24 protein-coding genes are annotated in these 24,134 nt (G+C 68.4%); 15 read left to right on the top strand and 9 right to left on the bottom strand.

Features of this window, described 5'->3' with window-relative positions; translation table 11 throughout:
- Window position 1: 1 nt before the first annotated feature.
- The 13 genes from BJY22_RS38480 (at window position 2) to BJY22_RS38420 (ending at window position 11,932) form a co-directional block, all read left to right on the top strand.
- Window positions 2-1,000, top strand: coding sequence for a family 43 glycosylhydrolase (locus BJY22_RS38480; RefSeq protein ID WP_167216892.1), 999 nt, complete (start codon window positions 2-4; stop codon window positions 998-1,000).
- Window positions 1,001-1,134: 134 nt separating this feature from the next.
- Window positions 1,135-1,353 (top strand): deaminase domain-containing protein, encoded by a 219-nt coding sequence (locus tag BJY22_RS43370; protein ID WP_167219214.1) that lies wholly within the window; start codon window positions 1,135-1,137, stop codon window positions 1,351-1,353.
- 9 nt (window positions 1,354-1,362) lie between these two features.
- Window positions 1,363-1,680, top strand: a complete 318-nt coding sequence (locus BJY22_RS38470) for a hypothetical protein (RefSeq protein WP_238350574.1) — start codon at window positions 1,363-1,365, stop codon at window positions 1,678-1,680.
- A gap of 37 nt (window positions 1,681-1,717) precedes the next feature.
- Window positions 1,718-2,086, top strand: a complete 369-nt coding sequence (locus tag BJY22_RS38465; protein ID WP_167216890.1) for a hypothetical protein — start codon at window positions 1,718-1,720, stop codon at window positions 2,084-2,086.
- Window positions 2,087-2,146: 60 nt separating this feature from the next.
- Window positions 2,147-2,509 carry a hypothetical protein gene (locus BJY22_RS38460; protein WP_167216888.1) on the top strand — a complete coding sequence of 121 codons (363 nt, stop codon included), beginning with the start codon at window positions 2,147-2,149 and terminating at the stop codon, window positions 2,507-2,509.
- A 152-nt stretch (window positions 2,510-2,661) separates the two neighbouring features.
- Window positions 2,662-4,167 carry a sulfatase-like hydrolase/transferase gene (locus tag BJY22_RS38455; RefSeq protein WP_167216886.1) on the top strand — a complete coding sequence of 502 codons (1,506 nt, stop codon included), beginning with the start codon at window positions 2,662-2,664 and terminating at the stop codon, window positions 4,165-4,167.
- The gene (locus BJY22_RS38450; RefSeq protein ID WP_167216884.1) at window positions 4,164-5,474 is read left to right on the top strand and encodes an ABC transporter substrate-binding protein; all 1,311 of its coding nucleotides are present in this window, start codon (window positions 4,164-4,166) and stop codon (window positions 5,472-5,474) included. The genes BJY22_RS38455 and BJY22_RS38450 overlap by 4 nt, the downstream gene beginning before the upstream one ends.
- Window positions 5,471-6,727, top strand: coding sequence for an ROK family protein (locus BJY22_RS38445; RefSeq protein WP_167216882.1), 1,257 nt, complete (start codon window positions 5,471-5,473; stop codon window positions 6,725-6,727). Before BJY22_RS38450 ends, BJY22_RS38445 begins: the two co-directional genes overlap by 4 nt.
- The gene (locus BJY22_RS38440) at window positions 6,727-7,851 is read left to right on the top strand and encodes an enolase C-terminal domain-like protein (RefSeq protein WP_167216880.1); all 1,125 of its coding nucleotides are present in this window, start codon (window positions 6,727-6,729) and stop codon (window positions 7,849-7,851) included. Before BJY22_RS38445 ends, BJY22_RS38440 begins: the two co-directional genes overlap by 1 nt.
- On the top strand, window positions 7,848-8,765 hold the full coding sequence (locus BJY22_RS38435; RefSeq protein WP_167216878.1) for a carbohydrate ABC transporter permease: 918 nt from the start codon (window positions 7,848-7,850) through the stop codon (window positions 8,763-8,765). Before BJY22_RS38440 ends, BJY22_RS38435 begins: the two co-directional genes overlap by 4 nt.
- Window positions 8,755-9,588 carry a carbohydrate ABC transporter permease gene (locus BJY22_RS38430; protein WP_167216876.1) on the top strand — a complete coding sequence of 278 codons (834 nt, stop codon included), beginning with the start codon at window positions 8,755-8,757 and terminating at the stop codon, window positions 9,586-9,588. The genes BJY22_RS38435 and BJY22_RS38430 overlap by 11 nt, the downstream gene beginning before the upstream one ends.
- Window positions 9,585-10,313 carry an SDR family NAD(P)-dependent oxidoreductase gene (locus BJY22_RS38425; protein ID WP_167216874.1) on the top strand — a complete coding sequence of 243 codons (729 nt, stop codon included), beginning with the start codon at window positions 9,585-9,587 and terminating at the stop codon, window positions 10,311-10,313. Before BJY22_RS38430 ends, BJY22_RS38425 begins: the two co-directional genes overlap by 4 nt.
- A gap of 29 nt (window positions 10,314-10,342) precedes the next feature.
- The gene (locus BJY22_RS38420) at window positions 10,343-11,932 is read left to right on the top strand and encodes an arylsulfatase (protein ID WP_167216872.1); all 1,590 of its coding nucleotides are present in this window, start codon (window positions 10,343-10,345) and stop codon (window positions 11,930-11,932) included.
- Window positions 11,933-11,935: 3 nt separating this feature from the next.
- On the opposite strand, the gene BJY22_RS38415 is transcribed toward BJY22_RS38420, so the two are convergent.
- Window positions 11,936-13,147, bottom strand: coding sequence for an ROK family transcriptional regulator (locus BJY22_RS38415; RefSeq protein WP_167216870.1), 1,212 nt, complete (start codon window positions 13,145-13,147; stop codon window positions 11,936-11,938).
- Between the two features lie 105 nt (window positions 13,148-13,252).
- Here BJY22_RS38415 and BJY22_RS43205 point away from each other — a divergent pair, with 105 nt between their 5' ends.
- On the top strand, window positions 13,253-14,761 hold the full coding sequence (locus BJY22_RS43205) for an alpha-L-arabinofuranosidase C-terminal domain-containing protein (RefSeq protein ID WP_167216868.1): 1,509 nt from the start codon (window positions 13,253-13,255) through the stop codon (window positions 14,759-14,761).
- On the opposite strand, the gene soxR is transcribed toward BJY22_RS43205, so the two are convergent.
- Window positions 14,739-15,227 carry a redox-sensitive transcriptional activator SoxR gene (gene soxR / locus BJY22_RS38405; protein ID WP_167216866.1) on the bottom strand — a complete coding sequence of 163 codons (489 nt, stop codon included), beginning with the start codon at window positions 15,225-15,227 and terminating at the stop codon, window positions 14,739-14,741. The two genes, BJY22_RS43205 and soxR, sit on opposite strands and share 23 nt — an antisense overlap.
- A 14-nt stretch (window positions 15,228-15,241) precedes the next feature.
- A complete protein-coding gene (locus BJY22_RS38400) occupies window positions 15,242-16,330 on the bottom strand; it encodes an IS110 family RNA-guided transposase (protein ID WP_337759787.1) in 1,089 nt (362 codons plus the stop codon).
- Window positions 16,331-16,655: 325 nt separating this feature from the next.
- On the opposite strand from BJY22_RS38400, the gene BJY22_RS38395 reads away from it, so the two are divergent.
- Window positions 16,656-18,119 carry an MFS transporter gene (locus BJY22_RS38395; protein WP_202891457.1) on the top strand — a complete coding sequence of 488 codons (1,464 nt, stop codon included), beginning with the start codon at window positions 16,656-16,658 and terminating at the stop codon, window positions 18,117-18,119.
- 4 nt (window positions 18,120-18,123) lie between these two features.
- Here the strand turns inward: BJY22_RS38395 and BJY22_RS38390 are convergent, their stop codons facing one another.
- The 6 genes from BJY22_RS38390 to BJY22_RS38365 all read right to left on the bottom strand — a co-directional run bounded on the left by BJY22_RS38390 (window position 18,124) and on the right by BJY22_RS38365 (window position 24,046).
- Window positions 18,124-19,416 (bottom strand): sulfatase-like hydrolase/transferase, encoded by a 1,293-nt coding sequence (locus BJY22_RS38390; RefSeq protein ID WP_167216862.1) that lies wholly within the window; start codon window positions 19,414-19,416, stop codon window positions 18,124-18,126.
- Window positions 19,413-20,444, bottom strand: coding sequence for a LacI family DNA-binding transcriptional regulator (locus BJY22_RS38385; RefSeq protein ID WP_167216860.1), 1,032 nt, complete (start codon window positions 20,442-20,444; stop codon window positions 19,413-19,415). Before BJY22_RS38385 ends, BJY22_RS38390 begins: the two co-directional genes overlap by 4 nt.
- A 3-nt stretch (window positions 20,445-20,447) precedes the next feature.
- A complete protein-coding gene (locus BJY22_RS38380; RefSeq protein WP_167216858.1) occupies window positions 20,448-21,341 on the bottom strand; it encodes a carbohydrate ABC transporter permease in 894 nt (297 codons plus the stop codon).
- Window positions 21,338-22,261, bottom strand: coding sequence for a carbohydrate ABC transporter permease (locus tag BJY22_RS38375; protein ID WP_167216856.1), 924 nt, complete (start codon window positions 22,259-22,261; stop codon window positions 21,338-21,340). Before BJY22_RS38375 ends, BJY22_RS38380 begins: the two co-directional genes overlap by 4 nt.
- The gene (locus BJY22_RS38370) at window positions 22,258-23,532 is read right to left on the bottom strand and encodes an ABC transporter substrate-binding protein (protein ID WP_167216854.1); all 1,275 of its coding nucleotides are present in this window, start codon (window positions 23,530-23,532) and stop codon (window positions 22,258-22,260) included. The genes BJY22_RS38375 and BJY22_RS38370 overlap by 4 nt, the downstream gene beginning before the upstream one ends.
- Window positions 23,533-23,704: 172 nt before the next feature.
- Window positions 23,705-24,046 (bottom strand): nuclear transport factor 2 family protein, encoded by a 342-nt coding sequence (locus BJY22_RS38365; RefSeq protein WP_167216852.1) that lies wholly within the window; start codon window positions 24,044-24,046, stop codon window positions 23,705-23,707.
- Between the last annotated feature and the right edge of the window lie 88 nt (window positions 24,047-24,134).

Raw genomic sequence — 24,134 nt, 5'->3', positions numbered from 1 at the left:
GATGCGTCGTGCAGTCATTGCTTTGCTTGTTGCAGGTCTGGCCGCGACCGGACTGGTCGTGGTGAAACCAGGGAGCGCGGCGCGAGCCGACGTGGCCGTGACCGCGCAGGCGGTCGCCACGCCGAGCAGCGTCCGCCGCGTAGGGACCCAGGACTTCGCGGATCCCGCGTACGCGAGGTTCGGCTCCAGGTACTACCTGTTCCGAACCGGCACCGGGTACGGCGCGCGCTGGACGGCGAGCGGCGGGTGGTCCGCGATCCACCGGTCGATGGCGAGGATCCCGGCCTGGGTGGACGAGACGAAGCCGCTGCTGTGGGCGCCGGAGGTGTTCCAGAGCTCCGACAGCCGTGGCCCGCTGTACGTCATGTACTTCACCGGTCAGTCCGAGTCCCGCAACGTGCACTGCATCGGCGTCGCGACCTCCCGCAAGCCCTCGGGGACGTATACGCCCGGCTCGAAGGCGGTCGTCTGCTCGCCGTGGGTCTCCCGTGGGTACGAGGCGATCGACCCGGCGGCGTACCGGGCCAAGGACGGCAAGCGGTACATGATCTACAAGAGCAATTACCGCAACCAGTCCGGGTTCCAGATCAGGGCGGTCCAGATGGACAGTCAGACCGGGACGCGGGTGGTCGGCAAGAGCATCGCGAAGATCGTCAGCTCCACGAGGATCGAAGGACCGTCAGTGATCGCGCACGGCGGCAAGGTGTGGATGTTCACCTCCCGCGGCGACTACACCAACTGCTCCTACAACACCGACGTCTGGTCCGCCGAGACCTTCTGGGGTGGCCGCTTCACCCGCGTCAAGACCCTGATGACCACGAAGTCGACCCGCCTCTGCGGCCCCGGCGGCGCCACCGTCATCAACGTCGGCAAGACCACGCGGATCGCGTTCCACGCGTACGTCGACGCGAACCACGACGGCGTCAAGGACTCGAAGAAACGCCAGGCCTACACCGCCGTCATCAAGTGGAACAGCAACGGCCGCCCATACGTGGCCTGACGGTGACGAATCCGACTGCAGCCGCCAGTTGTTCGGTCGGATGATCGTTCGGGGGACGGGGTGCGGTGGTCGATTGGCGGCAGGGGTCTTGATTCCGTTGCGGCTATAGCAGCCTAGGGAATCCGCAGAGGTTCATACCGACGGCGTCGGGTGCCACCAACAACAGATTCACAGATACCGAGCTCAAGATCCTGAACCAGACTGCCAACAATCTAGGTCCGTCGTCATCAAGCGTAAGGGGCACAATTAACCTTCACTCTGAGTTGACGGTGTGCTCGTCGTGCAATTCTGTGATCTCAGTGTTCAGGGCTGCGTTTCCGGACGTGGTCGTGAACGTGACAACGGGTAATTAGGAGGACCACGTGACACCCGCGCACTTGGCAGTCGAAATGGAAGACTTGCCGCGGCTCCGCGAACTTCTCGACGGAGGCGCCGACATCGAAGAGGTCGACGGCGAGCTAACACTGCTGCAACATGCGATCGACACAGAAATCGATGGGCATACGCAGACGGGTGAGCCGCTACACGTTGACGTCACGGCCTACCTGCTCGCGCGCGGCGCGGATCCGCTTGCCTCACCTCTCGCTAGTGGGGCAGGCTCCGCTCTTCACATGGCGCAACTCAGAGGACACTGGCTTGCCGTGGCACTGATCGAAGCATTTGTGAAGCGCCGAGGGTAGTTGGCGCCTGTCATTGACTGACGATGAGGTGTGGACCGTGATTGCCGACCTCACGGCCGACTTTCCGTGGGGCGTTCTCCTTATGTCGGACGCAGACTCCACCGAACAGATTCCTGAGTGGACAAGCCTGGACGAGATGGTCGCCTCTGCCGAGTTCGCCCTGGTTGTGCGTGTGCGTCACGCGGACGAGGGGTCGGTGTCTGTTCGCGCCCTCGAAGCTCGCGCCGGGGCAATCGGTGAGCCGGTGTTTGACGGCGTCCTGCAAGTCCCATCTGGGACGCTGCGGATCTCCGATGCAGTCGGAGATGCGGCAGTCGATGTCGGTGTCTCGGTATCGCCGGTGAGGCTGAGGCTCTTCGCCGATGAGAGGTCCGAGGCGACATCCATCGATGTGGTTATCGGGTGACTACGTGGGCCGCCCGCTGGCAGGACTCGTGAAGCCCGCCCGCCGCCCGCTGTCGCTGCGGTGCGTGCGCTCATCGCCCGGATCTCGCTGCGCAGTGCCGGGACCGGACGGCTCGGCAAGGTGCTGCTCGCGGACCAGGGGAGTTTGCTCGACACGCCCGGCCGTGTGTCCGGGTTCGCCGTGAAGGGCGAGGGGCAGGGCGCCGGATCCACGCGGCATCTCAGCTTCAGTTGGTCGCTGCGACCGGACGCGTCGGCGTACGACGTGCTCCAGCTCGGCCGCACCGCCCACCACTGGCTGGGCCGCGTGCACCGCGACGTGTTCTTCGCGGAGTCGGTCGACCTGGGGCGCGGGCGGACGTTCGCTCTGGTCCCGATCGCCGTCAACGGAAACCGGGGAGCGGCAAGCACAACCCATCTCTGATCTCCCTCGCATCTGCCGGGGACGCTGCTGACGGCGGCGTCCCCGGCAGTTTGCTTCTGGGTGAAGTTAATTGGCGCCGAGTGGTTGACACCCATCCCTCGGGTAATTAACTTCAGCTGGAAGTAAAGGCGGGCGAGTGAGGGCGGTGACGTGTGGCGCGCCGGTTGAACGTGCTGGTGGTGATGGCTGACGAGCAGAGCTGGAACACGATGGGGTGTACCGGCAACCCGGCCGCGCGCACGCCGTACCTCGACGAGCTGGCGGAGGAGTCGACCGTCTTCGACGGGTGCTACACGCCGTTCCCGCTGTGCTGTCCGGCGCGGACGAGTCTGTGGACCGGCCTGATGCCGCGCCACCACGGCGTCCTCGGGAACTGGCGCCCGATCGAGCCGCAACTGCGCGAGGCGGGTGTGGCGCGGGCGTTCGCCGACGCCGGGTACTACACGCACTACAACGGCAAGTGGCATGTTCCCGGTACGACGCCCGCGCGGATGGGCTGGACGTCCAGCAGTGCGATCCCCGCCGTACTGAACGGTCAGGACCGCGGGCGGTACATCGAGGAGTACCGGTCGTGGGCGGCCGGGAAGGGGTACACGTTCGACCCGCACCACATCGAGAACCTGACCTCGCAGGACATCGCGGCGCTGGCCGAACGGCCGTACGCGACGTCGAGCCTCCCGCTCGACGCCTACCTCGAGACCTGGCAGTGCGACCGCTTCCTGGAGAACCTCGACCAACGTCCCGCCGACACCCCGTGGCTGGCCGTGTGCTCGTTCAACGCGCCGCACTTCCCGATGCTGGTCCCGAGTCCGTACGACAAGCTCATCGACCGCGAGCAGGTCCGGTTGCCCGAGAGCCTGGCGACCGGCACCGCGGGCAAACCGCGGGAGGTGCGCGAGTCCCACTTCGCGCGTGACTTCGAGAAGCTCAGCGAGCAGGACTGGATCGAGGTCACCAGCCACTACCTCGGGCTGTGCGCCTTGGTCGACGCCCAGCTCGGCCGGATCCGCAGGTACCTCGAGGATGCGGGTGAGTGGGACCGGACGGTGGTCGTCTTCACGTCCGACCACGGCGACATGATGGGCGCGCATCGCCTGATGGAGAAGGGCCACTGGCTGCACTACGAGGAGGACCTGCGCGTCCCGCTGATCGTGCGGCACCCGGACGGCCGGCAGAGCAGGAACGCGAACTTCGTGTCCTTGTGCGACATCGGCCCGACCCTGTGCGAGGTGGCCGGCGTCCCGTGGCACGAGCCGTACGACGGTCGCTCGTTCGCCGCCATGCTCGGCGACGCGGCCGCGGCTCCGATCCGCGAGTACGTGACCGCCGAGACGATGCTGCACGACGGCCGGCCGGGCGGTGACGGGTCGCCGTTCCATGCCCGGGACTGGCAGTGGCCCCGGGACAGCCTCAACGTCTCCGTCCGGACCTCCGGGCATCGGTACGTCTTCCGGTCGCACGACGAGGCCGAGCTGTACGACCTCGTCGACGACCCCCACGAGCAGCGCAACATCGCCGCGACTCCCGAGGCGGCGCCGACGGCGACCCGGCTGGCCGGGCTGCTCGCCGACGAGGTGGCCGACGTCCTGCCGGACGCCGCGACCCTCATCCGGTCCCGCTCCGGCGGGCTCCATTCGACAGCGAAGGGCACATCATGACGTCGTACAACCTCTCCCGGCGGAACCTCCTGCGGCTCGGGGCCGCGGCGGCCGGAGCCGCCGCCGTCACGTCCTGCTCCCGCGGCCTCGGCGGCTCGTCGTCGGGCGGCGGTTCCGACTCGACGCTGGAGTTCATGTTCTGGGGCGAGGGCGACCAGAACAAGAAGCTGATCGCGGCGCTGGACCTGTACCAGAAGTCGGAGGGTGCCTCGAAGGTCAACCCGCAGTACTCCGGTTTCTCCGGGTACTACGACAAGCTCGCGACCCGGGTCGCCGGCGGTAATCCGCCGGACGTGTTCCAGATCCACCTGCCGTACCTGATGGAGTACGTCAAGCGTGGCGCCGTACACCCGCTGGACGAGTACAAGGGCGACCTCGGGCTCGAGTCGATGCCGGAGTACGTCGCGACGACGATCAAGGCGGACGGCAAGTACTACTTCGCGCTGCTGGGCGCCGCGACGCAACCGGCCATCATCGTCAACACCACCAAGCTCAAGGGCCTCGGCCTCGCGGCGCCGGGCGCCGACTGGACCCTCGACCAGTACAAGGCGACGATGGCGGAGGTCTGGGGCAAGAGCGGCCACAAGCTCGCCGGTACGGCGGATCTCGGCGGCAACCCGATCGCGCTCGAGTCCTTCCTGCGTGGCCGGGGCAAGGCCTTGTTCGGTGACGGGAGCTCGCTGGGGTTCGCCGAGGACGACCTGGCCGCCTGGCTGCAGCTCTGGCAGGACCTCCGCGGCAACGGGTCCGCCGTACAGATGGCCGTGACGGCCGCGGCGTCGGGCTTCCAGAACGATCCGGTGACGGTCGGCAAGGCGGCGTACACCGGCACGGCGACGTCGCGGGGTCTGCCGTCGATGCAGAGTCTGACCAAGGACACGTTGAGCCTCGGGACGTTCCCGTCCGGCGGTCCGGGGGCGCAGCCGGGGACGAACATCATTCCGGCCGGCTGGTTCGCGATCTCGCCGAAGTCCAAGAACATCGAAGGCGCCGTCTCGATGCTGAAGTTCCTGACCAGCAGCCCGGACGCGGCCGCCGCGATGGGCCTGGCCCGCGGGGTGCCGATCCCGGAGGACATCCGCGGCTCGGTGGCCACGTCCGCGACCGGTCTCAACAAGCTGGTGCTCGACAACTACGCGCTCGTCGCGTCGAAGGGCCCGGCGGCGCTACAGATGTACCCGCCCGGTGCCAGCAAGCTGCTGCAGACCTCGCTGCCGAACGTGAACCAGGTGGTCGGTTTCGGGAAGAGCACGGTCGCTCAGGCGGTGACGAAGTTCTTCACCGACGCCCAGGCCGCGCTCAAGTGACCTCAACGTCGCCGGGCGAGTCCTGGACCATCCGTCCGGACCGCGGGCGACTGCGGTCCGCCCAGCAGTACGACCTGCGCGAGCAGAACTGCTCGGCGATCCTGCGTACGGCGATGCGCCGCGGCCCGATCGCACGGTCCGAGCTGTCGGGGCTGACCGGCATGGCGACGGGTACCGTGACGAGGCTGACCAGTCTGCTGTGTGAGGCGGGCCTGCTTCGTGAACTGCCCGCAGAGCAGGAGCACAGTGCGCCTGGCCGTCCCCGGACACCGATGGCGATCGACGACCGCGAGTTCAGGGTCGTCGGCGTCCACTTCGGACTGCGCCGCACCACCGTGTGCCTGCTCGACCTGCGCGGCCGGTTGCTCGCGGAGACGCGGCTGCCGCACCGGCGCCGGGGGTTCGAGCCGCTCGTCGCGCAGGCGGTCGAGGGGATCCAGGAACTGATCGCGCAGGCGCCCGGCCGGATCCTCGGAGTCGGCGCGAGCACCGGCGGCTGGGTCGATCGTGAGGCCGGTCTGGTGCGTGATCATCGGGTCCTGCGGTGGCACGACGTACCGCTGCGGGACGCGCTCGCCGACGGACTGGCGTTGCCTGCCGAGGTCGATTCCAGCTTCCGTGCCCTGGCGATGGCCGAGCGCTGGTTCGGCGGTGCGCAGGACGTCGACGATCTGGTCAGCCTGTTCGTGGGGAACGTCGTCGGCGCCGGTTTCGTCCTCGCCGGCCAGGTGTTCCGGGGTTTCCGCGCGGCGGCCGGGACTGTCGATCATCTGTCGGTGGGGGTGCCGGCTGCCGAGGTCTGCACATGTGGGCGCCGCGATTGTCTGCACGTGGTGGCGAGTGATCTGGCGCTCCTCGCGCGAGCACGCCGGGCCGGGCTGATCGGTGCCCGCGGCACCCTGGAACATCTCGTGCAGGCGGCGCGGACCGGGGATGCGGCCGCGGACGCACTCCTGGTCGGCAGGGCCGAGCTGGTGGGAACGGCGGCTGGCGCTCTCGTCGACATGCTCGACCCTGAGGTGGTCGTCGTCAGCGGCGGCGTGGTCGATGCGCCGGAGTACCTGCCGGCGGTCCAGCGCGGTGCGCGCGCGTACCTGCGGGACAAGCGGCCCGTGGACGTGGAGTCGGTCGTGCGCCTGAGCGCCTTCGGTACCGATGGTGTCGCGGTGTCGGCCGCCAGCGTGATTCTTGACCGCATCTACGCCGCGCCGTCCGAGTTCGTCCCCAGCCTGCTCGAACTGCGCTACGGGTGATGGGTTTGCCTGACTCGGACGTGTACGTCGAATCCTCGGTGGTCTGGTCGCACCGGGCCTCGCGCCGCAGTACCTGGGTGATGGTCGAAGTGGTTGCCGACGGCAAACGTGGTGTCGGTGAGCTGTCCGACGGCGGGCCGCTGGAGGTGTTGCTGGAGGCCGCCCGATCGGTGAGCTCGGTCGTCGTCGGCCAGCCGGTGACCCGGGCGCGGACAGAGCTGCGGCGGCGATTGGGCGAGCTGCGGACCGGACACGACGCGTTCCTGTGGTCGACGGTTCTCGGTGGGTACGAGGCTGCCTTCGCGGACCTGCTCGCGCAGGTCGAGGGCCGCGCGCTGTCGACATCGCTCGGGCTCGGCGCGCCGCGACCGGTGCGGCTGTACGCGAACCTCAATCGCACGTTCGGCGGGGACGGTCCGGATGCGGTCGTGGCCGAGGCGGTGCGTGCGGTGGCAGCTGGGTTCCAGGCCGTGAAGGTGGCGCCGTTCCTGGACAACCGCGCTCTGGGGTTGTCAGGTGCCCGGCTGATCGAGACAGGTCTGTCGCTCGTCGGACGAGTGCGGGACGCGGTTCCTCGTGACGTGGAGCTGATGGTGGATTGCCACCACCTGGTGCCCGCTGAGCTGCTGCCGGTCGTCGTACGGGACCTGGCGCCGTTAGCGCCGTACTGGGTGGAAGATCTCGCTCGTGCCGGTGATCGGTCCGCGCTGGAGCAGGCTGCGGCAGGGGGCGTCGCACTTGCTGCCGGGGAGCACATCTGGAGTCCGGAGATCGCGGCCGCCGCCTGCGCGGGAGGCGCGCTTCGGTACTGGCTGGTCGATCCCAAGCACGCCGGTGGGCCGGCGGGCGTGGCACAGATCGCGGAGGCGGTCGGGGACACCCAGCTGACCTTCCACAATCCGAGCGGCCCGGTCGGTACCGCCCACGCCGCTCACCTCGCCGGGCTCGCGGGCCAGGGGACCTGGCTCGAGTTCGCCTGGGGCGAGCCCGACCGTGCGGACTTCCTCGAGCCCGCGGAAGTCGTGATCGACGGCACCCTACGGCCGGCCGGTCCAGGGATCGGCGGCCGGCCGCGAGGAGCGAGCGGCCGCACCCCAGCCCAGCTGGAAAGGAGTGATCCATGACAGTCACCTATCCAACGATCCGCCGCGAACGCCGGCGGGTCCGCTACCAGAACGGCTGGGCGCTGGCCTTCCTGGCGCCGTGGTTGATCGGCTTCTTCGCCTTCACGGCCGGTCCGATGCTGATGTCGCTGTACCTCGCGTTCACCAACTACGACCTGCTGACGGCGCCGAAGTGGATCGGCGGCGGCAACTTCCGCCGGATGTTCGGCGAGGACCCGCTGTTCCTGCAGTCCCTGAAGGTGACCGCGATCTACGTCGCCGTCGGTACGCCGCTCAGCCTGTGCTTCGCCCTGGCCGTCGCGGTCGTGCTCAACCGCGGACTGCGCGGCCTCGACTTCTACCGCTCGGCGATCTACCTGCCGTCGCTCTTCGGCGGCAGCGTCGCGATCGCGGTGCTGTGGCGGAAGGTGTTCAACGGCGACGGCCTGGTCAACCAGATCCTCGCACTGGTGGGGATTCAGGGCCCGTCGTGGATCTCCGAGCCGCACACCGCGCTGGGGACGCTGATCGCCCTCGAGGTCTGGCAGTTCGGCGCTCCGATGGTGATCTTCCTGGCCGGGCTGCGGCAGATCCCGCGTGAGTTCTACGAGGCCGCACAGGTCGACGGGGCGAGTCGGTACCGCCAGTTCTGGGGCATCACGATGCCGCTGCTGAGTCCGATCCTGTTCTTCAACCTCACGTTGCAGCTGATCCGCTCGTTCCAGGCGTTCGCGCCGGCCTTCATCATCAGCGACGGCTCGGGCGGGCCGGCCGACTCCACACTCTTCTACTCGCTGTACCTCTACCAGGAGGGATTCGTGAACTTCGACATGGGCTACGCCGCGGCGATGGCCTGGATGCTGGTGCTGCTGGCGGGCGCGGTCGTGGCCGTCAACTTCATCTTCAGCCGGTACTGGGTGCACTATGAGAACTGAGAGGAAGCGCCTGCTCGCGCACTTCGCGCTGGTCGTGGTCACGCTCGTCATGCTCTATCCGCTGGTGTGGATGGTGGCGAGCTCCTTCAAGCCGACCGACGAGATCTTCTCGCAGCCCGGTCTGATCCCGAAGCACTTCGAGCCGTCGAACTACGCCGAGGGCTGGAAGGGCGTGTCCACCGCGTTCAGCATCTTCATCGAGAACTCGTTGTTCATCTCGGTGGCCGCGATCATCGGCAACGTGATCTCGTGCAGCCTCGCGGCGTACGCGTTCGCACGGCTGAACTTCATCGGCCGCCGGATCGCGTACGCGACGATGCTGGTGACGCTGATGCTGCCGACCCACGTCACGCTGGTGCCGCAGTACATCCTGTTCAACGAGCTGGGCTGGGTGAACACGTTCTATCCGTTGTTCGTCCCGCACTTCTTCGCGGTCGACGCGTTCTTCGTGCTGCTGATGGTGCAGTTCATCCGGTCGCTGCCGCGCGAACTGGACGAGGCAGCGCGGCTGGACGGTTGCTCACCGTGGAAGACGTACCGCTACATCGTCTTCCCGCTGCTGCGGCCCGCGCTCGTCACCACGATCATCTTCACCTTCATCTGGACGTACAACGACTTCTTCAAGCAGCTCATCTACCTCAACGACGTACAGCTGTTCACTGTGCCGCTGGGACTGCGCCAGTTCCTCGACTCGACCGGTGACTCGTCCTGGGGCCCGATGCTTGCCATGAGCACCCTTGCCCTGGTGCCGCCGCTCGTTCTGTTCGTCACCTTCCAGCGGCAGATCGTCGACGGTGTCGCGACGTCGGGGTTGAAGGGATGAGTACTGCGAGACCCGTCGCGCTGGTGACTGGCGCGGCCGGTGGAATCGGCTCCGCCGTCGTCGCGCTGCTGGCGAAGCAGGGGTGGGCGGTGGTCGGCGTCGACCTGGTGGAGCAACCGGTCACGGTCGACTCGGTCGCGTGGGTTGCCGGCGATGTTCGCGACGAGTCCACTGTCCGCGAGGCTCTCGAGGCAGCGGCCGGTCTCGGCACGCTTCGCGGGTTGGTGACGGCCACGCTGTCCGAGCAACGTGGAGCGCTCGAAGATCTCGATCGGGTCGCGCTCGCGGCAGTGTTCGACGTCCAGGTCGCCGCGGCCTGGTCCTGGAGTACCGCGGTCGTCGCGGCCGCGCGGGACGAGGCGTCGATCGTGCACATCTCCAGCGTTCACGCGCAACGCGCCGGACCCGGTATGGCGGCGTACGCGATGGGCAAGGGCGCGCTGGGCGCACTGGTGCGCGCGAGCGCCGTCGAGTGGGGCCCGCGTGGGGTGCGCTGCAACGCCGTACTTCCGGGATTCGTACCGGTGCCGCGGAACCGGCATCGCTGGACCGATACCCGCGCCGCCGAAGAGTTGCTGGCCAACCATCCGCTCGGCCGGTTCGTCACCGCGGAGGACGTGGCCCAGGTGGTTGCCTTCCTCCTCGGACCGGACGCGCGGGCCGTGACCGGCGTCTCCCTGCCGGTCGACGGCGGGATGCTCGCCCTGCTGCCGCACTGGGCCTGAGTCCACTACCTACTGAGAGCGAGGGTTTCATGGGAACTGTCCGACCGAATGTGCTGATCATCCTGGTCGACGACATGGGGTACTCGGACATCGGCTGCTACGGCGGCGAGATCGGGACCCCGAACCTCGACAGTCTCGCCGCGGGCGGCGTACGGCTGACGAACTTCTACAACACCGCGCGGTGCAGCCCGTCTCGCGCGTCGCTGCTGACCGGGCTGCACCCGCATCAGACAGGCGTCGCCGAGCTCGTCAACAACGACGGTCCCGGCGGGTACCCGGGAAGCCTGAGCCTGCGGTGCGCGACGCTCGCCGAGTCGTTCCGGGCGGCCGGGTACCACACGCACCTGACGGGCAAGTGGCACTTGTCCAACGAGCGTGAGCAGCCCGCGGACACCTGGCCGACGCGGCGGGGATTCGACCGGTTCTGGGGCACGATCAGCGGGGCGGGCAGCTACTTCCAGCCGACCACGTTGCACGACGGCGAGACGCCCGTACCGCTGTCCGATCTCGGGCCGGACTTCTACTACACCGACGAGATCGGGACCCGGGCCGCCGCGGCGATTCGGGAAGCCACCACGCCGTTCTTCGGGTACGTCGCCTTCACCGCACCGCACTGGCCCTTGCACGCCAAGGATTCGGACCTCGCCGAGACGCGCGGCCTGTTCGACGAGGGCTGGGACGTCCTCCGGACCCGGCGGCGGCAACGTCAGCTCGAGGCAGGCATCTGCTCGGACGACGCGACCCTCGACCACCGCGATCCCGCCGTACCGGCGTGGGAGGACGAGCCCGAACAGAAGTGGCAGCTCGAACGGATGGAGGCGTACGCCGCGCAGGTCCGGGCGATGGACCGCGCGGTCGGCACGATCCTCGCCGCACTCGAGGAGACCGGACAGCGCGAGAACACGATCGTGGTGTTCCTGTCCGACAACGGCGGCTGCGCCGAGGAACTGCGCAGCGATCCCGAGGGCGCGGACCAGTTCCGCCGGCACCACCTGATCATCCCGCCGACCGCTCCCGACGGTACGCCGATGAAGGTCGGCAACTCACCCGGTATCAGCCCGGGAACCGCCGACACGTACACGAGCTACGGGCAGGCGTGGGCGAACCTCTCCAACACGCCGTTCCGCCGGTACAAGCGGTGGGTGCATGAAGGCGGCATCGCCACCCCGCTCATCGTCTCCTGGCCCGCGGGCGGCCTGACCGGCGACGTGATCCACGCGCCGCATCAGCTGACCGACATCGCTCCGACGTTGCTCGAGGCAACCGGCGTACCGGCACTCGCCGAGCGCGACGGAGAACCGGTTCCCGCGCTGCCCGGGGCCAGCATGCTCGGGCTGCTCCGCGGTGGCGAGCCGGTCGAGCACGATCTGTTCTGGGAACACATCGGCAACGCGGCCATCCGGTCCGGTGACTGGAAACTCGTTCGCGAGTACGAGGGCCCGTGGGAGCTGTACGACCTCAGCGCCGACCGCAGCGAGAGCAACGATCTCTCCGCACAGCACCCCGACCGCGTCCAGGACCTGGCGGACCGCTGGCAGCGCTGGGCAGACGCGGTCGGCGTGATCCCGTACGGCGACGTCCTCGCGGCCCGCGCCACCATGCCAACCCAGCCCGCGTGAGGCTCACATTGCCGCGTGCGCGGTGAGTGCCGGGACGAAGGCTTCGGGGGAGCGGTAGACGGAGTCCAGCATGATCGCTCCGGCGGCGATGCCCAGGGCGTACGGGCCGAACGCGCTCGGCCGGATCAGCGCCGTGGCATCACCGAACCGGTCGGCGGGCAGCTTGGCCTGCGCTACCTCGCGGACGGTCTCGACGTCGTCGACCGGGGAGCTGATCCCGCCGCCGAGCACCACCAGCTCGGGATCGAGCAGATCGATCAGGGTGGCGGTGGCCGCGCCGACCACGCGGGCGCGTTCGCGCAACAGACGGCGCGCCCGCGTGTGGCCGGAGCCGGCCATCGCGAAGAGGTCGTAGATCTCCTGGTCGTCCCCGATCAGCCCGGCCGCGCGGGCCCGGGCGGCCACCTCGATGTCTCCGGCGGCCATCGCGAAACACCGCCGGCTGCCACACGCACAGGCACTGCCGGACCGCTCGGCGACCGGCAGATGATCGAGCCCGCCCGCCGCCGCCCGTCCGCCGCGGTACGGCGTGCCGTTGAAGACGAACCCGGCGCCGATGACGTTGCCGACGAACAGATGGATGAAGTTGTCCACCTCGGTCGCCGCGCCGAACCAGTGCTCGGCCAGCGCGAGCGCCCGGACCTGTGAGTCGACCAGCACCGACAGCCCGGTTGCTTCGCCGAGGGCCTTGGCCAGCGGGGCGTCCTGCCAGCCCAGGATCGGCTGACTGCGGACCCTGCCGGCCGAGCTGTCCACCCAGCCGCCGGTGCTCGCGCCGACTCCGAGCACGGTCAGGCCGTTCCCGTCGATCAACTTGCGCACCGAGCGGGCCGCGCCGCGCACCAGGGGCTCGAGCCGGGTCGTGCGCTCGGTCGTGTGCAGCTCCGCGACGAGCTGCCCGCGCAGGTCGATCAGACAGGTGTTGACGCGGTGCAGGCCGAAGTGGACGCCGACGACGCCGTACGTCGACTCGTCGATCGCGACCGGGACCTTCGGGCGACCCATACCGCGCTGCGCGGGCTCGGTCAGCTCGGTGACCAACCCGGCGCGGGCCAGGGCACCGGTGAGCCGCGTGACCGATCCCGTCGACATCCCGATCGCGGCCGCCAGATCGGTGCGGGCGGTCGGCCCGGACCGCATGAGCTCGCGCATGATCGTCGAGTAGTTCTGCTGCCGGATGTCGCCGATCTGGGCAGAACGCGAGAGCTCCTTCATGCCGTCGGTTCTAGCATCGCGCGTCCTCCTGGTCCAACAACCATTGACACCGGCGATCCCCGCTACTTAACTTCCAGGTGGAGATAAGTCGGCGGAAGGGATCCAGTGGGCACCCGAGCGACGTTCAGGCTGCGCGGCACCGTGAACGGGACGATCCGTCCGGAGATCTACGGGCAGTTCCTGTCCCGGCGCCGGTGGGTGGCCGACGAGGCGCTGCACCAGCCGGATCATCCGGACGCGGACGGTTCCGGTCTGCGGCGGTCCGTCGTCGACGCGGTGGCGGAGCTCGGCGCGCCCGTCGTGCGCTGGCCGGGCGGCTGCACCGGGACGTCGTACGAGTGGGAACGCGGGATCGGCCCACGGCGGGAGCGCACCGTTGACTGGCACTTCGGGTACGACGTCGGCAACGGGTTCGGTACCGCGGAGTTCGTCGCGTACTGCCGGCGGATCGGAGCCGAGCCGCAGATCAACCTGACCACCGGCACCGGATCCCTGCGCGAGGCGCTCGCCTGGATCGAGTACTGCAACGGGACCGGCGACTCGGTCTGGGCCAACCTGCGCCGCTCCCACGGGTACGACGAACCGTTCGGCGTCCGGTACTGGCAGATCGGCAACGAGGAGTGGGGCTCCTGGGAGATCGGCCAGGTGGGGCCGCGGGAGAACGCCGTTCGCTGCCGCGAGTGGGCGAAGGCGATCAAGCGCCTCGACCCGGACCTGAAGGTGCTGGCGCTCGGCTGCTTCGAGCCGGACCAGGCCGTCGACTGGAACCTCGCCCTGCTCCGCGAGGCGTGGGAGCACATCGACTACCTGACCCTGCACACGTACTGGCCCTTCGACCCCACTGCCGAGGACGGCGACTACGCGCGGGTGCTGAGCGGCCCGTGGCGGACGGAGAGCGCGATCGTCGCGATCCAGGGCCTCGTGGACCTGGTGGCACGCGAGAAGCCCGGTACGCCGAAGCCGGAGCTGGCCTTCACCGAGTGGAACTGCGCCGACTCCACCCGGTTCGAGATGAGCCCGAAGTGGCGCCCGGGCGACACCCGCTACCGGACGGTCGACGCGCTGGCCGTGGCGTCGTTCCTCAACGTCCTGCAGCGCCAGGCCGCCAGCGTCACGCTCGCGAACTTCGCCCAGACGATCAACGTCGTCGGGGCGCTGGTCGTGACCGACGACCACGTGGTGCGCGAGAGCGTCTACTGGCCGTTGCGGATGCAGCGGCACCACAGCGGCGGGGTTTCGCTCGCCGGTGACGTCACGTGTGATGTCGTCGCCGGCGAGACACTGGAACGCACACCGCTCGACATCCCGGCCGTCGACGTCAGCGCCTCCGCGAACCCGGGTGGTTCGACGGTCTGGCTGTCGGTCGTCAACCGCGATCGCGAGAACGCCGTACGACTGACCGTCGACCTGGGCCGGCCGCTGGCCACCAACGTCGTCCGCGTCGAGCAACTCCACACCGACGACCCACTGGCCATGAACACCTTGTTGAACCCCGACCGCGTCACCGCGCACTCGGAGGAGACCAAGCTCGACGAGGAGCTGACGCTCGAGCTGCCCCCGAGTTCCTACTCGATCGTCGAACTCGCCACGACTAATCCTGTCGTCCCGTCCTGACCTGCGGCTCCGGCGGCCGTTGGAGCCGGACCGGGCCGGGGCCTTCCCGCTGCAGGGTGTCGTCCGGGTTGAGGAGAGCGCAGGCCTTCATGGACAGGCAGCCGCAGCCGATACATCCGGTGAGTTCGTGTTCGAGATTCTCGAGGATCCGGCGGCGTTCCTGGAGCTGGCGCCTCCATGACCGGGACATGTGTTGCCAGTCCTCGTGGGTGGGCGCCCGGTCCGACGGGAGCTCGGCGAAGACAGCGACCAGGTCGGACAGCGGTACGCCGAGGCGCTTGGCGATGATGATCAGCGAGATCCGGCGCAGCATGTGGCGCGCGTAGATGCGCTGGTTGGTGCCGTCGCGCGAGGAGAAGATCAGTCCCTTGCGCTCGTAGAAGTGCAGTGCGGACGCGCGCACACCGGTACGGCGGATCACCTCACCGATCGTGAGCGGGACGTTCGTGTCCACCTGCCCGTCCATGGGTTTCTCCTATGTCAAGCCGCGGCTGCGAGTCTGGTGGCGGCCGTGGTTGACGGGTTGTTTTTGAGGGTGTTGAACACGACGCGGGCGAGTCGCCGTTTGAGGCAGCGCAGGGCTTCGGTCTTGGTGTCGCCGGCAGCGAGGCGTTTGTCGTAGTAGGTCTTGCCGAGGCCGCCGCGACGGATCTGGGTGACCGCGATGCGGTGCAAGGCGGCGTTGAGCTGGCGGTTGCCGGACTTGTTCAGCCGGACCCGGCCTTTGGTGCGCCCGGACCAGACCGGGATCGGTGCGGCCCCGGCGTGCATGGCGTACTTGGCCTCGTGAGCGAACCGGGCGATCCCGGCGGTCTCACCGACGATCTTCGCCGCGGTCAGCGCGCCACAGCCGGGCAGCTCGAGCAGCGCGGGAGCCTGGACAACTGCCAGGGCGGCGATCTCCTTCTCCAGCGCGTTCACCCGCCCGGTCACCGCGTCGATGTCGGCGAGGAGCTCGCGGGCCAGCCGCGCATCGATCCCGGACCGGCCGGCCAGGAACTCCGCGAGCTGGCGGCGGGTGGCGGCTCGCTTCAGCGCCTTCGGCGCCGGGTCCACGGTGGGGTCGATCCGGTGCAGATGCCAGCGGAACCGGTTGATGACCTGGGTGCGCTGAGCGACCAGATCATCGCGGTGATCAACCAGCAACTTCAACTCCCGCGACGCCTCGTCATGGCTCGCCTCGGGCAGGCCGGGCTCACGCAGCACGGCCCGGGCGACCGCGAGCGCGTCGATCGGGTCGGACTTGCCACGGGTGCGGGCAGTACGGCGTTGTTCGGCCATCATCTTCGGCGGCACCCGCACCACCTGCTGCCCGGCGTCGAGCAGGTCGATCTCCAGTCGCGCGGACAGGTGACGGCAGTCCTCGATGCCCCACTTCACCCCGACACCCTCAGCCCCGAACTCACGCTGGACCCATCGGACGGCCTTGTCGTGACCGGATGTGTCGGCCTTCACCGTGAGTTCGCCGAGCTTGCGCCCGGCGTCGTCGACCGCGACGAACGTGTGCGTCCGCTTGTGCACATCGGCACCAACAACAACCCGTGACACCATGGAGGCTGCCTCCTTCACTCAGATGCGAGGGACGGTTGGACCGGCCGGCGGACACATCTCAGTCGGGGGCGGTGCCACGCTCCTATCAAGTCACGCCGGCCGGCTCCTTCACACCCGGTGCCGGCAAAACGCATGCCCGCCAGACCCGAGGGCCGGCACGGACGCTATGAGCCAGACACCAGATGCTCAGGATCCAACCACCGCACGAGCGGCGACATCACCCTGACACTGAGACGGACGCTAGTGCCTCAACCTTGGTTGAGGTCAAAGGGTTGCGCTCAACCGTGGTTGAGGCGCTGAGCTGATCCGGCACATTCTCCGGAACCAGTGAAAGCGAGCGGCCATGAGCGCATCGGGTGTCACCAGTGAGTCGACGGCGAGAGCCACGCCCCTGACCCTTCCCGTGGTCCTGGTCGCCGTGGTGCTCGTCGCGATGTCGATCTCCGGTACGGCGGTGGCGCTGCCCAGCATCGGGAAGGATCTGGAGGCGTCCGGATCGCCGTTGAACTGGGTGGTCGCGGGGTACAACCTGGCGTTCGCCGCGATGACCCTGGTGGCGGGGTCGACCGCCGACCGCGTCGGCCGGCGGCGGGTGTTCGCCGTCTCCGCGGTCACCTTCGCGCTGGGCTTCCTCGGTACGGCCGTGAGCCCGTCGATCCTGGTCGCCGACGTGACCCGGATCGTCTCGGGAGCAGGCGCGGCCGGCCTCATGGCCGCGGGCGGTGCGCTGCTCGCCTCGGCGTACGACGGGGCGGCCCGGAATCGCGCCTTCGCCCTGATGGGAACCGTGGCCGGTGTCGGTATCGCGATCGGGCCGAGTCTGTCCGGGCTGCTGATCACAGCCACCGGCTGGCGCGGCAGCTTCGTCGTCTTCGCGGCGATCGGCGTGCTCGTCGCCGCAGGCGCGGGCCGGCTGCGCGAGTCGCGCTCGCCCGGCGGTTCCGCTGATTGGCCGGGCAGCCTGTCCTTCGTGCTGGCCCTGTCCGTCCTGATGTACGCCGTCCTCGAGGCGCCCGCGCTCGGGTGGAGAGACCCACGTGTTGTCGTGGCGCTTGTCGTCGGTCTGCTCGCGCTGGTGGCGTTCGCGGCACTGCAGCGCCGCAGCGAGTCTCCCGTGCTGGCGCCCGAGCTGACGGCGAACCGTGGATTCCTGGGATGGAGCCTGGCGACACTGACGACATCGATCGGATTCCTGGGCGTCCTGGTCTTCCTGCCGACGTACCTCCAAGTCGCCGCCGGCCTGTCCCCGGCCGCCGCCGGCGTGGCGATGCTGCTGCTGACCACGCCGGTTCTGGTGATGCCGCTGATCGCCGTGACGCTGGTCAACAGGGGAGCCTCACCGCGCATGCTGATCCTGATCGCCTTGGCACTCGTTGTCATCGGCAACCTGTGGCTCGTGGTGCTGCGCCCCGACAACACCGTCTCGGTGACCGCCGTACCACTGCTGCTGATCGGCGTCGGCATGGGAGCGTCGTTCGGCATCACGGACGGTCAGGCGATGAGTCTCGTCCCGCCGGACGCCGTGGGGATGGCGGCGGGCTTCCTGAACACCCTGCGTGGCGCCGCCGAGGCGCTCGTCATCGCGGGCTTCAGTGCCTCGCTGCTCGGCTTCCTGTCGGCGAGGCTCGACGGCGACACCGACCACGCGGCGGCGGTCAGCTCCGGCCGCCTCAGTCACGAGGTGACCAGCGAGCTGAGTGCCTTCACCTGGTCCTGGCAGATGACCCAGCTCGGCGTCAGCGCCCTCTGCCTGGTCCTGAGTGGCATCGTCGCGCGCTTGATCCTCAGCCGTCGGCCGAGCCTGTGATCGCTCACTCGGTCGGAGGTTTGCGCCACTGCTCCAGGGTCTCGGTCCAGGTGGTCGCCTGCTTCTCGAGCTCGGCGAGGACGGCAAGTTCCTGTGCGGCCAGGTTGCGTGTCTCGTGCGGGTCCGCGGCCAGGTCGAAGAGGAGGTGGCCCGGTTGCTGTTGTGCGCCGAGGCGGTCGGCGGGGTCGATGACGAGCTTCCACGGTCCACGACGTACGGCCAGCTGGCCTTCGTACTCCCACGACAGCACCCGGTCGGGCTCGGGGTCTGCTCCGGACAGCACAGGCAGCAGGTTCGTTCCGTCGACATCGGCATCCGGCTCGAGGCCGGCGGCGGTGAGGATCGTCGGCGTGACGTCCATCATCATCGCCGGTACGTCGCACGTCACGCCGGCCGGCAGGGCAGCCGGCCACGACCAGATGCCCGGGACCCGGATCCCGCCTTCGAACACCGATCCCTTGTGCCCCCGCAGTCCACCGGTGGACCCGCCGGGGTAGGCGATCTCCTCGCCGCCGAGCCAGTTCCGCTCCTCGGCCGACGGGCCGTTGTCGGAGGAGAAGAAGATGATGGTGTCGTCCAATCGCCCGGTCTGCCGGAGTACGTCGACGATGCGCCCCACGCCGTCGTCGACGCGGCTGATCATGGCGGCCATCACCTGCTTCTCCCACGGCAGATGCGCGAACTTCGCCATCGCGTCCTCGGGTGCGTGCATCGGATAGTGCGGCGCGTTGTAGGAGACGTAGCAGAGGAACGGCTCCTGCGTGTCCTCGATGAACTCGACGGCGCGGTCGGTGATCAGGTCGGTCAGGTACTCACCGTTCTGCCAGACCTCCGTGTCGTCCGACCACAGGTCGTGGATCGGGTACCGCACGCCCCAGTACATGATGTGCGAGTAGTAGTCGACGCAGCCGGCGCGGAACCCGAAGTGCCGATCGAAGCCGAACCGCAGCGGTGCGGAGCCCGGCTCGACACCGAGGTGCCACTTCCCGAACACCGCGGTCTTCCACCCCGCCGCGGCCAACGACGAGGCGACCGTGCTCTGTGCAGGCAGTCCGCGAGTACGCCGTTCCGCCCCGAGGATCGTCTCGACGCCGGCATGCGCGGGGTGCCGCCCCGTCAGCAGCGCGGCGCGCGACGGTGAACAGACCGGCGAGTTCGAGTACCAGTCGGTCATCCGGATCCCGCGGGCGGCCAACGCGTCGATGTGCGGCGTCTCGACCTCGGGACTTCCGTAGCAGCCGAGGTCACCCCACCCCAGGTCGTCGGTGTAGACGATCACGATGTTGGGTCGGGTCACTGCGGGCTCGCTCTCAAGGATGTAACTGCGTCGTAGTGGATCTGCCCGGTCGGCAGGAGTCTGGTTTCGGGAGGGCCGTCGCTGGATTTGTCGATCTGTGCTGTCAGCAGCTCGACGGCGTTGCTCACGAGCAGGCCGAGGTCCGCGGCCACCAGGGTGAGGGGGACCGGTGAAAGGAACGCTGCGTCGATCTCTTCCGAGCAGACGACCTCCACGTCCGCGCCTTCCAGCACGATGCCGTGGAGTACGCCGAGCAGCAGCAGCCCGGTCGTGGTGACGACGGCCGTCGGCGGCTGGTCCGAGCGCAGCATCGTCACCGCTGCCTCGGTGGCGGTGTCCGCGACCAGATGCCCGACGCTCACCAGGCCGGGATCGGCCGTGGTCCCGTGCCGGCTCAGGATGTCGTTCCAGGCGGCGAAGCGGCGCGATCCGGGATCGGTGTCGACCTCGCCGCCGATGAACGCGATCCTGCGATGGCCCCGCGCCCACAGGCCTTCGACGAGCTCGGCCATGGCGCGGTAGTAGTCGAAGGTGACCACATCGGCGACCACGCCGCTCGGGATCCGGTCGACGTACACGATCGGGACACCCGACATCCGGGCACGCTCGCCCAGGACGTCACCGTTGGCCGGTACGACGAACAGCCCGTCGACCCGCCGGCTCGACATCTCCTTGATCAGGTGCTTCTCACGCACCCACTCCTTCTGCGTGACGGACACCAGGAGGGTGGATCCGTGCTCCTGCGCCGCGCGATCCAGCTCCGCGATCAGAGTGCTGAAGTAGTGCGACTCGACCGCGTCGACCAGGAGACCCCAGGTCATCGACCGGACACCGGGGCGGACCGTGCGCGCGGACGCGCTCAGCACGAAGTCCAGCTGGTCCACGGCCCGCCGTACCCGCTCGGCCGCATCGCCGGACACCGCCGCCGAGCCGTTGAGCACCCGCGACACCGTGGACATGCTCACCCCGGCCAGGGCGGCGACGTCTCTGATCGTCGGGGGCTTGCGCTGGACGTTCCTGCTACTCATCCGTCACTCCTTCACGCTCCCGGTCGCCAGGCCGGACACCAGTCGCCGCTGGGCCACCGCAAAGAGGACGATAGTCGGCACGGACGCCACCACCGACGCGCACATGACGAGGTCCCACTGCGTTGTGAACTCGCCGAAGAAGTCTCCCAACCCGACCTGCACGGTTTTCAGCTCGTTGTCGGTCATCAGTACCTTGGCGAACAGGTACTCCTCCCACGCCATCACGAAGGTGTTGATCGCGACCGTCGCGACACCCGGCCAGGCGATCGGGAACACCACCCGGAACAGCACTCCGAGCGTCGAGCAGCCGTCGATCCGGGCCGCTTCGTCGAGCCCCTTCGGCACCGTGTCGAAGTACCCCATCATCAGGTACGTCGCGAACGGCAGCGTCAGCGCGACGTACGCGATGACCAGGCCCTGGTACGTGTTGAGCAGGTGCACCTCGGAGAAGAACAGGTACAGCGGCGTGATCAGGATGACGAACGGGAACAGATGCACCGCGATCACCAGCACCATGAAGAAGCGCTTGCCGCGGAACTCGAACCGGGAGAAGGCGTAGCCGGTGAGGCAGGAGATCACCACCGACAGCACCATCGCGACCAGAGCGACGATCGCGCTGTTCAGGACGTAGCGCCCGAAGTCGGAACTGGCGAAGAGACTCCGGAAACCGTTCAGCGTCAGGCGATCCGGCAGGATTCGGTTGAGGTCGAACATGTCGTCCGCCGGCCGGAACGATGTCAGGACCATCCAGGCGAAGGGGAAGACCATCGCCGCGAGGACGACCGCCACGGCGCCCAGGACGACGGCGTCCCCGGTCCAGGACCGGAGCCGTCGCCTCCGGAGGAGCTTGGCCGGCGCGTCCACGTCGGCGCGCAGATCGCTCGTCGTCACCGTCATGCGTCGGCCCTCCGTCGCAGTACGCCGAGGTAGAACAGCGTGAACACGACCATGCAGGCGGACATCAGCAGTCCGATCGCCGCGCCCGACCCCAACTGGTTGTCGACGAACGCCGCTGTGAAGAGCTGTGTCGCCAGCACCTGGGTGTAGGTCCCGGGGCCGCCGCCGGTCGTGAGCCACACGTACACGAAGTTGTTGAAGGAGCCGATCGTGATCATCAGCGCGACGACGCCGAGGACCGGCCGCAGGTTCGGCAGCGTCACGTACCACAGGGTCCGGAATCGCCCGGCACCGTCGATGGCGGCGGCTTCGTACTGGTCCTGCGGGATCGCCTGCAGGCCCGCCATCAGCACGATGATCACGAACGGCAGCTCGCGCCAGGAGATGATCGCCACCACACACCACCAGACCGTGCTGGTCTGACCGAGGAACGGCACTCCCTGGTCGATGAGGCCGAGGCGCATCAGGAGCTGGTTCAGGAGGCCTGCCTGGCCGTCCAGCAGCCATCGCCAGGCGGCGACCGCGACGGTCGGCGGGATCATCCACGGGATCAGGACGAGCGTCCGGGCGATGCCGAGCAACCGCAAGCGACGCAGTACCGGGGCTTGCAGCAACAGCGCGATGCCGAGTCCCAGGACGAGCCGGATGACGACGGTGGCGATCGTCAACCACAGCACGGTGTTCTTCAGGCTGTCGAAGGTCAGTGGATTCGTCAGGATCGAGCGGAAGTTGCCGGCGCCGACGAACGTGCCGTCGCCGAGTGCGTCGTAGGGCGTCACGTCGTGCAGGGACAGCCAGATGTTGTAGGCGGCCGGCACCGCGAAGAGCAGGATCAGGATTGTCAGGCCCGGCGCGATCAGTCCGTACGGCGTCAGTGCTCCGGACGGGCTGCGGCGCCGCAGCGGCCGGATGGTGCTCATCGCGATTTCAGCTCGTTCTCGATCTGGCTGATGATGTTCGCAGCGGCGGTGCGGCTGTCGGTCTGCCCTGAGTACACGGCGCCGAACTGGGCGTTGGTGATCTTGGTCAGGGTGGTGACGGGCACCGGTCCGCTGATGTAGCGCCCGAAGGTCTCGGAGTGCGGCAGTTGTTGCTGGTAGCCCTCTTCGCCGGCCGGGACCTTCATCTTCGTCAGCACCGAGCTGGCGGCGGGGTACTGGGCGATCTTCGTGAAGGCCTCGGCGCTGTTCAGGTACCTGACGAACTCCCAGGCCTCGTCGGGGTGCTCGGTGGAGGCGTTGATCCCGAGCATCCGGCCGCCGAGATGGGTGGCGCCGTCCTTCAGTCCATTCGGCATCGGCGCGGTCTTGAGCGTCGGGTCGGTGGCCTTCGCCTTGCGGAACGTCTGCGGCGCCATCAACGTCATGGCGCACCGCCCCTTGGCCAGGCCGTCCACGAGCTGCGGGTCGGTCAGGGACTCCACCGCGATCATCGACTTGGCGGTCGCACCCGACGTGAAGAGGTTGTTGAACCAGTCGATCTCGGCCTGCAGTGCTTCCTGGGTGACGCCGACCTTCCAGCTGTCGCCGTCCTTCTTGACGAGCGTCTGGCCGTGCGACCAGAGGTAGTAGTTGATCGGGAACCACTGGCCCGAACCAGGTCCGCTCGCACCGGTGAAGCAGAAGCCGGACCGCTTCGCCTTCGTGTCGCTCAGCTTGCCGGCGGCAGTGGCCAGCTCGTCCCAGGTGGTCGGCGGCTTCAGGCCGGCGTTCGCCAGCAGCTCGGGCCGGTACGCCAGCGCGAACGTGTCCACGGTCCAGGGCAGCGCCCAGGTCTTGTCGTCGTACTTCGCGAGGTCGAGCGCCAGGAACTGATCGACCGGAGTCTCCGGCTGCGCCTTCTTGGCGAGGTCGTCGAGCGACAGCAGGATCTTCGGCTTCGCGAGGTCCTTCACGTTGACGTTCGCGATCTGCACGACGTCCGGGCCGGACCCCGAGTTCGCTTCGCGGGCGAACTGTTGCGCGCTGTCCGCCCCGGTCAGTGTCTCGAGCTCGACCTGGATGTCGGGGTGCTTGTCGTTCCACGCCTTGACGACCGCTTGCAGGCCGCCGATCTCGCTCGGCGGATCGAACTGACGGAACGTCAGCCGAACGGTCCCGTCACTCGATTCGCCGCCCGAGCCGCCGCAACCGGACAGCGCCAACGGAACGGCCAGCACTGCGGTGGCCGCGCCCAGCACGATTCGCCTCATGGTCATCTCCTCCGACCCCCGCACCGCTTCCAGTCCGCCGGACGTTACGCTGAAAACGATCCCATGACAATGGAAGGGCCTCGAAATTTCGCCTTGTTCTACGCGTGAGGCTGACAATTTCCGAGCTTGAGAACGTTTTCAGTCATGGCTCCGGGGCAGCGCGGAGCGGTGATCACGGCTTCCCGGGTGGGGCGATGGCGAGGCTGGTGATGGTGGTGTCGGTGTCGTCGAGCGTGAAGACGAAATCGAGGTCGACGGTGCCGCCGGGGAAATCGCCCTCGAGGTGGTGGGTTGCGACGTAGGTGTGGGCGTCCGGCCTGTGTGCCGCGATGAGCTCGGCGGTGTACGTGTACTCGGTGGCGCCGTTGCTCAGCCAGGCGTGGATCTCGTCGGCGCCGTGGTGGGTCCGGCCTTCGTCGGTGACCGTCGCGTCGTCGGCGAACCACTGGATCGCGGCGTCGGCGTCACGGGCGGTGTGGGCTGCGAGGTACCGGGTGATCGTGTCGGGCAACATGTCTGCTCCTCAGCCGACGGACGGCACGGTGCCGCCGTCGATGGTGAATTCGGCGCCGGTCGGCGGCGGGGTCTGGATCGCTCCGGGG

Source organism: Kribbella shirazensis (assembly GCF_011761605.1).
Classification (GTDB): Bacteria; Actinomycetota; Actinomycetes; order Propionibacteriales; family Kribbellaceae; genus Kribbella; species Kribbella shirazensis.
This window is presented reverse-complemented; position numbering and strand designations above follow the sequence as displayed.